The organism is Parapedobacter defluvii (assembly GCF_014642075.1).
GTDB lineage: Bacteria > Bacteroidota > Bacteroidia > Sphingobacteriales > Sphingobacteriaceae > Parapedobacter > Parapedobacter defluvii.
This window is the reverse complement of sequence record NZ_BMIK01000032.1, coordinates 23,203-34,277: the sequence shown is the minus strand read 5'-3', so window position 1 is coordinate 34,277 and position 11,075 is coordinate 23,203. Positions and strand designations below refer to the sequence as shown.

The window sequence follows — 11,075 nt, the reverse complement described above, 5'->3', positions numbered from 1 at the left end:
TCCGTTTCTCTGATCTCCATAATTACTATGTCTAAAATTAATACTTATTTACTAATCTTGACACAGTTCATTTTACACTCTCTCAAAATCGCAAAAACACCATTCATCCATATCTTGCATAGTCTGAGACTATGTAGAAACTGCATTACTCACAATTATTCCCGCCTCTCCAATCTTGAAAAGAAATTCGAGTCACATCCCGAATTAAATATTGAAATTTTTTGCTATCAGCCGAATGAAACATTGGATAAGATTTTCCTAGACCAAAAGCGTTTTAAGGGCTTAATCGATTTGTATTCGCAATTAGCTTATTTGGCATATATCTGTTGCTGTACAAAGAATGGAATCAGCCTTGAAATTTAAACACATAAGCCCCAACACCGCGCTGAACCCTCAAAAGTTCAAAGCGCGAAGTGTTGGAGCGATTTTGTATCACGAAATCAATCCGTTATCTGAAAAACTGTAACATCCCTCTGACGTCATTATCAGATGGTCAATCACATCTATATTTGTTCGTAACCAAGCCTTACATCCAGAACCTAAGCCCCACTTCGTGCACGATTATGTGGATTACTGGAAAGCCCTGTGCAGGCTGGGTGGAATACGGGGAAGAGAAGCCAACACAGAAAGCTGTACATGCCGACCTGGGATTGGTCGATGCATACAATCTGATCAACCGGATTACCCTCAAAGGGCTGACACCCGGTAAAAAATATGGTTACCGGGTGTCTTCCAGAGAGATCCTTGCGTTCGAGCCTTACAAGATGAGTTGGGGGGACCGGCAGGATAGTGAATGGTTTTACTTTACCACACCCGATCCAAAGGCGGAAAAGGTTTCTTGGATCGTGTTGAATGATATTCACGACCGTCCTGCATCTTTTTCCCATCTTTTATCGTTGGTCAATGAATTTTCCCAGGATATGGTCTTTCTCAATGGCGACATGTTCGACTTTGAAACCGACCAGCAGCAAATCATTGATCATCTGTTGAATCCGCTGGGCGAATTATTCAGCACGACCACTCCTTTTTTATTCACCCGGGGAAACCATGAAAACCGGGGTGTTTTTGCCCGCCAGCATGGACTTTATTTTGAAAACCCCGACAACCGTTACTATTTCTCTTTCAGGCAGGGCCCGGTGCATTTTATTGTGCTGGATACGGGCGAAGACAAAGAGGACAGCCATGAGGCCTACCAGGGATTGGTTGCTTTTGATGTTTACCGGGAAGAACAGGCTAGGTGGCTGGCAGCGGAAATAGAAACGACGGCATATCAACAAGCACCCTTCCGGGTAGTAATTATGCACATTCCTACCTTTGAATCGGGCGACTGGCACGGCACTATGCACTGTAGGGAATTGTTTAACCCCTTGTTTAATAAGGGGAAAATTGACCTGTTGATTTGTGGACATACCCATCGTTATGGTATTCATCCAATCAATGAAGAACATCATTATCCACTGGTTATCGGCGGGGGACCGCTCGAAACCAGGCGAACCGTAATAACAGTGACCGCTGACACTAATCTTTTGGAGTTGGCGATGCTGCGGGATGACGGAGTAAAAGTGGGCGAGCTGAAGCTGAACAGTCAGCATCGCAGAAAATCTCCTTAAGTGGCCCTGGGCCGGTTCTGCATGAGCTCTTTTTGGTATTGCCAGGTATGGATCCGGCTTTTTAGAACGTATTTGATAAGTACTTTGAAAATATGCGCGATACCCAAACACTGCATATTTTGGGCAGAGGATAGGGTAATTCCTGTATACGTTGAAATAAAACCACGATAATCACGTTATAAGATCAATCATCAACTGTTAAATTTTATTAAATGGAAAAGTACAACGAATTGAAAACATTGATCGCTTCCATCGAGGATGACGCGGTTAAGTTCTACGAAAAAGGAAACAATGCTGCCGGTACCCGTGTCCGCACCGGGCTACAAAAGGTAAAAGCCTTGGCACAGGACATCCGCAATGCGGTGACGGCGGCAAAGAACAAACAATAGCCCGCTATTTTTTGAGAATGCATGAATTCCCGGGTCTAAATAGGCTCCGGGAATTTTATTTTGTTCCATAGATATTGTCGGGATCTTTGCCGTAACAAAGCCATCGGAGTTCTTTTGGTAAAGAAGACGATAGGCGATGAAATTTAAGACAACGATTTTTCAAACTGCTTCCTTTTCAACAGCAACGCACTCACAAGAGCAACAACTAATCCGACGGGCAATACTTCTGAATAGGTAATCAGGATGACAAACAGCGGATTTTTGTACATTTCCTTGAAGTCAGCCATTTGGGCGGTCTTGGTCTCTATATCTTCTGGCGCACAGGTCGTGAGGACATAGTCGGTGTACACATCGATAAAGTCGGGGACAAAGAGGTAATAATAGAACAACCAGACCACAACATATAAAGTTGCTCCCACCAATGCAATGAGGCTCCCCATTTTAAAAGCCTTGCCGAATGAGATATAACCACCGAGCTGTTTGTCTCGATGGTTCTTAACACCGAAGAAAATAAGCGAAAACAGGATGATCATTGCCGCATAGCCAACAACGTCATTCCCCTTGAAGTGGGTGTCACTGTACATCATGTTGACCATGACGATCATATTGGCACACAGGATACCCCCGATGATTGATCCGAATAACAAGATGTTCCTTTTCATTTTTTTGTCGTTTGATTTCGAGAGCAAATATAACGGTGGTAATCAGGGTTCCGTTCATACTTTAGGATGAAATTCAGCTCAATACCCTGAAATCATACGTTCGTACGAGGCGTGGTTAAGGGATGATGTTCAGCTCTTTAGACTTTGTAATGGCTTGCGTCCTGTTTTTTACATCCAATTTCTGAAAAAGATTCGAAACATGGGTTTTAACCGTGCTCAGCGAAACGAATAATTCGGTCGCTATATCCGCATTGGTATGCCCTTTTGCCAAGAGTTGCAGCACCTCATATTCCCGTTTGCTGATAGCTAATTCCCTGAGGGTATCTTCGTTAATGAAGACTGTTCTGGGAGTGCTGACGGGAACTTTCCGCTCTACGATGACGGTCCTGGATTTGATCATCTGGTTGGCTATCCAGACACCAAGCACCAAGAAAAGGACGGCAATGACGCCAATATAGATGTCAATAGCGTTGTCGATGATCAGAAAATTCCATTGCACCCATTTCAGAAAAAAGACCAGCACTGCCAATACAGTTCCATATAAAAGAATACGTTGGAAACTCTTGGTTAATTTCAGCGATTTCATAAATGGATATTCCTTATTTGCTGTTACCACCTTTTCTTTGTGGGTCGTTAAAGATACGCATTGCTGCCGATTTGTCGCCGCTGAACAGTAATCCATATGACCTTAGACGGGTCTTGCGATCACATGTCAATGTTGGCGGGCAGAAGAAGTACTGGTACTCAGGCAACAACGGGCAAGGACATTTTTATTGGCAGCCCGGGCTTAATTGTTAGTTTAACGAACCTTAGTCTCTTTCACAGTCAATTTTGCTATCTTTGTCCCATAACCATCCGGGAACTTGAAGATTTTTGCTACCAACCCAATGACACCGAAAGCAGTGATAGAAAAATGGATAGAAGCATTCAACCGGGCGGACGCCGGTGCAATCGCAGAACTGTATGCACCCGATGCAATTAACCATCAGGTGGCCAACAAACCGGTGAAGGGCAAGGAGGCGATCCGGGAAATGTTTGCTCGTGAATTTGATACAGCCGACATGACCTGCATTCCCGAGCATCTATTCGAGGATGGGGAATGGGCGATATTGGAATGGAGAGATCCTCTGGGTTTGCGTGGTTGCGGTTTTTTTCAGGTACAGGGTGGCAAGATCGTGTTCCAGCGTGGCTATTGGGACAAGTTATCGTTCCTCAAACTCCATAACCTGCCCATTGAGTGAGTGTTGGGATCTGTGCCCCAGTAACTCAGGCATGGGTGGATTTATATCAGTACATCAGGGCTGTTAAAGATAAAAGGCTGTTTCGTTATTTTGAAACAGCCTTTCTTTGTTAGCAGTCTATTGGCAAATATGATTAGATTTTGCCTGCCAATTCAACGAGGTCAACCAACTTATTGGAGTAACCCCATTCGTTATCGTACCAGGACACAACCTTGACAAAGTTGTCATTCAGTGAAATTCCCGCTTTGGCGTCGAAAATCGAAGTACGCGCATCTCCGCGGAAATCTTCCGATACAACATCATCTTCAGTATAACCGAGAATGCCTTTCAGTTCACCTTCGGAAGCTTCTTTGAATGCTTGCTTGATTTCTTCATAAGTAGCGGGTTTTTCCAACCGAGCGGTAAGATCAACCACAGATACGTCGGGCACAGGTACGCGGAAAGACATACCTGTCAATTTGCCTTTTAATTCTGGTAATACCAATCCGACGGCCTTTGCAGCACCTGTGGATGAAGGGATGATATTTTGGTAAGCACCCCGTCCACCCCGCCAGTCTTTCACAGACGGGCCATCTACTGTTTTCTGTGTCGCCGTAACCGCGTGGATGGTGCTCATCAATCCCTCGATAATGCCAAATTTGTCGTTAAGTACTTTGGCGAGCGGAGCTAGACAGTTGGTAGTACACGAAGCATTGGATACGATTGTTTGCTCAGGTTTCAGTTGTTTGTGGTTCACACCCATCACAAACGTAGGCGTATCGTCTTTTGCAGGCGCAGACATGACAACTTTTTTGGCCCCCGCGTCTATATGTTTCTGAGCCGATTCCTTCGTTAGGAATAAGCCGGTAGATTCGATGATCACTTCGGCACCTACTTCATTCCACTTTAGATTTGCCGGATCTTTTTCAGCCGTCACGCGGATCGTCTTACCATTGACGATAAGGTTACCATCTTTTGCTTCGACGGTACCATCGAATTTTCCGTGAGTTGAGTCATATTTCAGCATGTACGCCATGTAATCCGGGTCTACGAGGTCGTTGATTCCAACAATTTCAACACCCGGGCGATTTACTGCTGCCCTGAATGCCAGACGGCCTATGCGGCCGAATCCATTGATTCCAATTTTCATTTTATATTAATTTTTATTTAAATAGTATTTCATTAAATTATGAATCGGTTCACGGATGACCGCACCGATTGTAATATCGTATTCATGCGCAACCTCCCGCAGCCATTCTTCGTAACCTGCTGCTACGCTTCCTGTAAAGTTAACAGCCATATTAGGGTGTTGTTTGATTAAGGGTAGGAGATAGGTTTCTATATATAGCTTAAAGCCCCGATGAATGATCTTTTTGATGAACCGATGTTTGTGGTTTTCCATGACAAAATCGGCAAATGAGGTCAGAAAGAGGGTAGGGTTGACCTGATTATATACTTTGTCCAGAATGATTTTCCGGTCAAGCGGATATCGCTCTACAAACTTTTCCCGGAGATCGTCGGGCATGGTCTCATTAAGAAAGCTTTTCAGCAGCATGCGTCCAATCCAGTTAGCGGATCCTTCGTCGGCTAGGATGTAGCCAAGTCCAAAGTTATTGTCAGCCGTTCGTTTGCCGTTGAAATAGGCCGCATTGGACCCACTGCCCAAGATGCCGATCAGTCCTTTTTCATCGCCTAAGGTGGAGAGCGCGGATGCTTTTACATCGTGATCCACAGTTACCTTCGCATGGATGAAAAACTGCTTTAATACGGCTGCTATTTTATCTTTGCGTTCCGGTGAAGAAGATCCTGCCCCGAAAAAATAAATCCGCCTGATCTGTTCTGCATAATTGATCAGGTTGTTGCTTTTGTTGAGCAGTTGGAGAATAAAACGCTCGTCATGGAGGTAGGGATTGATTCCCATCATCCGGAAGCCGGTGACGATTTTTCCTTTATCTGCCAACCGCCAGTCAGAGAATCTTGAACCGCTGAATACCACTGCGATCATATTGACAATACATCCATCATTTCAAGCATATCTTCACTTAGCTTGTATACCTTTTTATTCAGTACCTCTTCAAGCGGCGTGGTTTTAATTTCATTGCCACACAGTCCTACCATCACCCGGGTTTCTCCGGCTAGCAGGTGTCTTACCGCGGCAAATCCGAGCCTACTGGCCAGTACGCGGTCGAAGCTGCTGGGTGAACCTCCGCGCTGCAAATGCCCCAGAATGGTTACTTTGGTGTCGTAAAAATTAAACCTTGATTTTACTTCCTTGGCTACATTATACGCTCCTCCGTTTTCTTCTCCTTCGGCTACGATGACGATGGTAGACGATTTTTTGCTTTTCGCTGCACTTTCCAGTTGGGTGCAGAGTTTTTCGATGGCGGTTGATTTTTCGGGTAGCAGGATTGCTTCAGCACCGCCCGCAATGCCCGCATTCAAGGCAATACAGCCCGAATCCCGACCCATTACCTCCACGAAAAAGAGCCGATCATGGGAGGCTGCCGTATCCCGTATTTTATCAATCGCCTCAATCACTGTATTCGTAGCCGTATCGTAGCCAAGCGTGAAGTCGGAGCCATATAAATCGTTGTCAATTGTGCCCGGTATGCAGATAATTGGAATATCATATTCCCGTGAAAGGATTTCCGCCCCCGTAAAGGTCCCGTCTCCACCTATGGCTATCAGTCCGTCAATACCTGCTTTTTTTAGGTTGTGGTAGGCTTGTTTCCGGCCTTCGGGTGTACGAAATACATCACACCTTGCCGTTTTGAGAATGGTGCCTCCCATCTGGATGATGTTGCTCACTGATCGGCTGTTCATTTCCTGGAAGTTGGCATCAATCATCCCCTGATAACCCTGGTAGATGCCCGTCACTGATTTGCCGGCATGCAATGCTGTACGTACTGCCGCCCGGATGCAGGCATTCATACCGGGTGCGTCTCCGCCAGAAGTAAATATTCCTACTTTTGATATGCTTTGCACTTTTTTAATAATCTTTTGTAAATTAGCAGCACGAATATAGTGTGTATTTGCTACACTATTAAATTTTTTCAAGATTTATTTTTTCAACTTGAATGGTTTAAGTGAGCAAATTTAACAAATTAAAATCAATTAGGGAACAAATAGCCAGCACATTGCAATCAAATTTACCACACTTACAATCCACGTTTACCACCGACTGCGTGATCTTCGGTTTTCATGAAGGCGAACTGAAGCTGTTGCTTATTGAGCGGAACGAATACCCGTTTAAAGGATGGTGGGCGCTTCCCGGTTTCTTTGTGGAGCACAATGAAACCATAGACGATGCGGTTAAACGCATATTATATGAACACACGGGATTAAGAGGAATCTACATGGAACAATTGTATACGTTTGGTGATTTAAAACGACATCCACAGGGCCGCATTATCACGGTAGCTTATTATGCCTTGTTGCGGTTGGATGATCTAAAAAGTCAGCCAGAACCCATTACCGACTATGCCCGCCAGGCAGTTTGGCATCCCCTGAATAACTTACCTGAACTGGCATTTGACCACCGGCATATCATTGATAAAAGTATTTCGAAAGTTAGACGCAAAATAAGTTACAGCCCGATTGCCTTTGAATTATTGCCTGAGAAGTTTACACTTACCCAGTTGCAGCAACTGTACGAGGCCATATGGGGGCGGAAATTAGATAAGCGCAACTTCCGAAAGAAGATGCTCAATTATAATATATTAAAAGAATTGCCTGAATTTCAGCGAGGTGTTTCCTATCGCGCAGCGAGGCTATACAAGTTGGATAAACGCAAATACGCAAAAGTATTTCAAAATGAACTGACATTTGCCCGGTAACCCCGCCATAAGGTTGTCACAGCCCTTGTTTTTCTTTGTCCCCTTGTTGGGTTTGTAAATATTGTGTCATAACCTGATTCGATAATCAGTCTTAGGCATGATTTTTTTGGTGAAGTGCAGATGAACTTTTACTTTTGACCAATTTTTGAAAATAGTCAAATGGTAGAAAGGTAAAAACAGCATGGTGGATGATAAAAGAGATCAGATTATTGGTGCAGCATTGAGGCGGTTTTCCCATTTCGGTATCGCAAAGACAACGATGAGTGAAATCGCAGATGATTTAAAGTTATCGAAGGCAAATTTGTATTATTATTTTCCGGATAAGTTTTCGTTGATAGAAGCAATCGTTTACCAGATCTTAGAAGAAAGCGATGTAACCATCAACCACGCGTTGGATACCATTACGGATACGCTGAGCTTGCTTGTCCGCATGCTGGATATAAAAAAGGAATATTTTGAAAAATATTACATGCTCGTCCTCAATTTACAAGAAATGAACATAAGCGATGAAAAGTGGGTACAGCTTTCAAGTAAGATGTTTCGCCGTGAAGTGGAGGTGATTTCAAAAATATTCAGAAAGGGAATCGATCGTGGAGAGCTTGTAACATTTGATGTTACATCTACGTCAGAATTGTACATTGCCATGATACGGGGGCTTGCGATGTTTTGCGATCGGGCCGTTCCACATGCGTTGATCGATCGCGATGAATTGCTGGCAATCATTGAAAAACAGAAACAAGCTGCTACCATCTTTATCAATGGCATTAAAAGATAGTTTGAAACAACATCATATGAATATATTGAACATGAATATACGGAAAATCCTAACAGCGGCTATCGTTGGTTTATGGGGCATCCATGCCGCGTCGGCTCAGGAACCACTTACCTTAAAGGAAGCATTGCAATATGCGTTGGAAAATAATGAATCCATCAAAAAGGCATACCTCGATGTAGAGGGAGGAAAACATCAGGTGGCCGAAGTCAGGGCGAATGCTCTTCCCCAGGTCGAGGGTTCGGCAGCATTGAATTACAACCCAGTAATCGGTAAGTTGGTGTTTGCGGGACAATCCGTAACCATCGGTCAGCCGTGGGATTCGAGATTCGGAGCTCAATTAAGTCAACAGGTTTTCAATCAACAGGTGTTTACGGGGCTGAAGGCCGCTCAGGCGACGAGTGATTATTATCGTTTAGCTGCCAACATGACGGAAGAGCAGGTTATCGAAACCGTAGCATCCAATTATTATCAGATTCTGGTAAACCGCGAACAGTTGAGCGTCATAGATACCAATCTTAAAAATATCCGCGTAATCAATGAGATTGTCTCCAATCAATATCAAAATGGATTGGCAAAAAAGATAGATGTAGACCGTATCAAGGTAAACATTACGAATCTCGAAAATCAGCGGGAGGAATTAATCAACGGTGTATCCCTTCTGGAAAATCAATTGAAATTTTCGATGGGTATGCCCATTGAAACACAAATAACACTGGCAGAAGAAGAACTGAAAGAAATTCCAGAATTAGGAGACTTTGCAGAAGACAGTAGCCGCTTGGACCGTCTGATCGAGTTGCAATTGTTGAATAAACAATTGGAATTGTTGGATTTACAGTATAAGGCAAATAAAGCTGAATATTTTCCTACGTTGTCTTTGGTTAGTAATTATAACTATACAACGATGACAGATAGGTTCGGCTATTTGTACAAGAATTCAGAAAGTCCCATTGCAGCGACTTTCGGCGCTGCTGTTGTGGGATTGAATCTCCGCATACCAATATTCAATGGTTTTGCAACACGTGCACGTATGGGGAAAGCCAAAGTTGATTACCTGAAAGCTGAACAGGATTTGTTTAACATGAAGCAATCACTTAATCTGGCAAACGAAAATGCAAAAATACAATTGAAGAACGCGTTAAACACCATCCGTTCACAACGGGAAAACATGCAGCTGGCACAGGAGGTGTATGAAAGCACACAAAACAACTACAACAACGGTTTGGCGGCATTGACCGACTTGCTTGATACTGAAAATGCGCTCACGCAAGCTCAGAACAGCTACACGCAGGCGTTGTTAAACTACAAAATAGCCGAGATACAGTTAAAAAAATCAAACGGACAAATTAAATCATTAATAAACGAATAAATATCATCATCAATTTATACAAATGAAACCTGCCATGTCAGCGCCAGACGCAAAAGGCGATGAAAATGCAGGTTCCATGAGGCACTAAAAAAACAAATTATTTACGAATGAAACGAATCATCATTACCATCGTCGTTGTCTTAGGGGTGTTGGCCCTTATCGGATGGGTATTAAGCAAAAATAAGGCGGAAAATGAAGCAAAGACCGCTGTAGTAGCTCAGACGGGCGGAGCCATCGTGGTGAAAGCTGCCAAGGTGAGCCGCCAACCCCTGGTGCTTGATTTTTCGGCTAATGGTAACTTTGCAGCAAATCAGGATCTGCTTCTTAAATCGGAAGTCAGTGGTCGCGTTACACGTATTCAGGTGAAAGAAGGATCTCGTGTCACCAGAGGTCAGGTGCTGGCATTGGTTGATCCGGAGATCATCAATCTCGACAAACAAGCGGCTGAAGATGCACTTCAAAAGTTGAAGACGGATTATGGACGTTACAAAAGTTCTTTTGAAACCGGTGGCGTAACCCGTGCACAATTGGATGAAATCGAATTACAACTGCGCAACGCCGAAGTCAGGTTGCAACAGGCCAACCGCCGTGTACAGGATGCAAATATCAAATCGCCGATCAACGGTATCGTCAATCGCCGTGACATCGAAGTAGGTGCATACTTATCGCCCGGTACTGACCTTTTTGAAATCGTAGACCTATCGCAGCTGAAGCTGAAAGTAACGGCCAACGAAACCCAGGTGGTGAATCTGAAGGTTGGTGATAAAGTTACCATCGTAAGCAGTGTTTTCCCCGATAAGGAATTCAATGGTACGGTCAGCTTTATCGCTGCCAAAGCAGACAATACGCTGAACTATCCGGTAGAAATCACCGTGGATAACAGCGCGGCTTCTGAGCTTAAGGCAGGTATGTATGCGACGGCACACTTCAAATTTCCCCAACAGGATCCGACCATCCTGATCCCCCGGGGCTCCTTTGTTGGCGGTGTTAACAGCAATCAGGTGTATACGCTTGAAGGTGACAGCACCGCAGCAATCCGTCAGGTCGTAGCCGGACGTATTTTCGGTGAGCAGGTGGAAATACTGCGGGGCCTTGAAGAAGGAGAGACCGTCATCACGAGCGGGCAGATCAACCTGGTTGACGGGGCAAAAGTGCAGGCACAGGTTGATTCAACAACGAACCGCTAATGGATAACGTCTTGAATCTGATGTCTAACA

Annotated in this window: 12 protein-coding genes; 7 read left to right on the top strand and 5 right to left on the bottom strand. The window is 44.2% G+C overall.

Features of this window, described 5'->3' with window-relative positions:
• Positions 1–509 precede the first annotated feature (509 nt).
• Both IEX60_RS23840 and IEX60_RS23835 read left to right on the top strand, forming a co-directional pair.
• Positions 510–1,610, top strand: coding sequence for a purple acid phosphatase family protein (locus IEX60_RS23840; RefSeq protein WP_188753912.1), 1,101 nt, complete (start codon positions 510–512; stop codon positions 1,608–1,610).
• 212 nt (positions 1,611–1,822) lie between these two features.
• Positions 1,823–1,999, top strand: a complete 177-nt coding sequence (locus IEX60_RS23835; protein WP_188753911.1) for a BF3379 family histone-like protein — start codon at positions 1,823–1,825, stop codon at positions 1,997–1,999.
• Positions 2,000–2,142: 143 nt separating this feature from the next.
• On the opposite strand, the gene IEX60_RS23830 is transcribed toward IEX60_RS23835, so the two are convergent.
• On the bottom strand, positions 2,143–2,661 hold the full coding sequence (locus IEX60_RS23830) for a DUF4199 domain-containing protein (protein ID WP_188753910.1): 519 nt from the start codon (positions 2,659–2,661) through the stop codon (positions 2,143–2,145).
• Positions 2,662–2,776: 115 nt separating this feature from the next.
• Positions 2,777–3,247: a response regulator transcription factor gene (locus tag IEX60_RS25050; protein ID WP_188753909.1), complete on the bottom strand. Its 471-nt coding sequence runs from the start codon at positions 3,245–3,247 to the stop codon at positions 2,777–2,779.
• A gap of 301 nt (positions 3,248–3,548) precedes the next feature.
• On the opposite strand from IEX60_RS25050, the gene IEX60_RS23820 reads away from it, so the two are divergent.
• Positions 3,549–3,902, top strand: coding sequence for a nuclear transport factor 2 family protein (locus tag IEX60_RS23820; RefSeq protein WP_188753908.1), 354 nt, complete (start codon positions 3,549–3,551; stop codon positions 3,900–3,902).
• A 133-nt stretch (positions 3,903–4,035) separates the two neighbouring features.
• On the opposite strand, the gene gap is transcribed toward IEX60_RS23820, so the two are convergent.
• From gap to pfkA, 3 genes are read right to left on the bottom strand one after another with little or no spacing between them, the layout of a single operon-like run.
• Entirely contained in the window at positions 4,036–5,031 is a 996-nt protein-coding gene (gene gap / locus IEX60_RS23815) for a type I glyceraldehyde-3-phosphate dehydrogenase (RefSeq protein ID WP_188753907.1), read from the bottom strand.
• Between the two features lie 6 nt (positions 5,032–5,037).
• Entirely contained in the window at positions 5,038–5,886 is an 849-nt protein-coding gene (locus IEX60_RS23810) for a hypothetical protein (protein WP_188753906.1), read from the bottom strand.
• Positions 5,883–6,866, bottom strand: coding sequence for a 6-phosphofructokinase (gene pfkA, locus IEX60_RS23805; RefSeq protein ID WP_188753905.1), 984 nt, complete (start codon positions 6,864–6,866; stop codon positions 5,883–5,885). The genes IEX60_RS23810 and pfkA overlap by 4 nt, the downstream gene beginning before the upstream one ends.
• Before the next feature lie 152 nt (positions 6,867–7,018).
• Between pfkA and IEX60_RS23800 the strand changes: the two genes are divergently transcribed.
• From IEX60_RS23800 to IEX60_RS23785, 4 genes are all read left to right on the top strand, one after another.
• Positions 7,019–7,717, top strand: a complete 699-nt coding sequence (locus tag IEX60_RS23800; protein WP_188753904.1) for an NUDIX hydrolase — start codon at positions 7,019–7,021, stop codon at positions 7,715–7,717.
• Between the two features lie 181 nt (positions 7,718–7,898).
• Positions 7,899–8,492 carry a TetR/AcrR family transcriptional regulator gene (locus IEX60_RS23795; RefSeq protein WP_188753903.1) on the top strand — a complete coding sequence of 198 codons (594 nt, stop codon included), beginning with the start codon at positions 7,899–7,901 and terminating at the stop codon, positions 8,490–8,492.
• A 31-nt stretch (positions 8,493–8,523) separates the two neighbouring features.
• A complete protein-coding gene (locus IEX60_RS23790; protein WP_229717766.1) occupies positions 8,524–9,858 on the top strand; it encodes a TolC family protein in 1,335 nt (444 codons plus the stop codon).
• Positions 9,859–9,965: 107 nt separating this feature from the next.
• Positions 9,966–11,045, top strand: coding sequence for an efflux RND transporter periplasmic adaptor subunit (locus IEX60_RS23785; protein ID WP_188753901.1), 1,080 nt, complete (start codon positions 9,966–9,968; stop codon positions 11,043–11,045).
• The last annotated feature ends 30 nt before the right edge of the window (positions 11,046–11,075 follow it).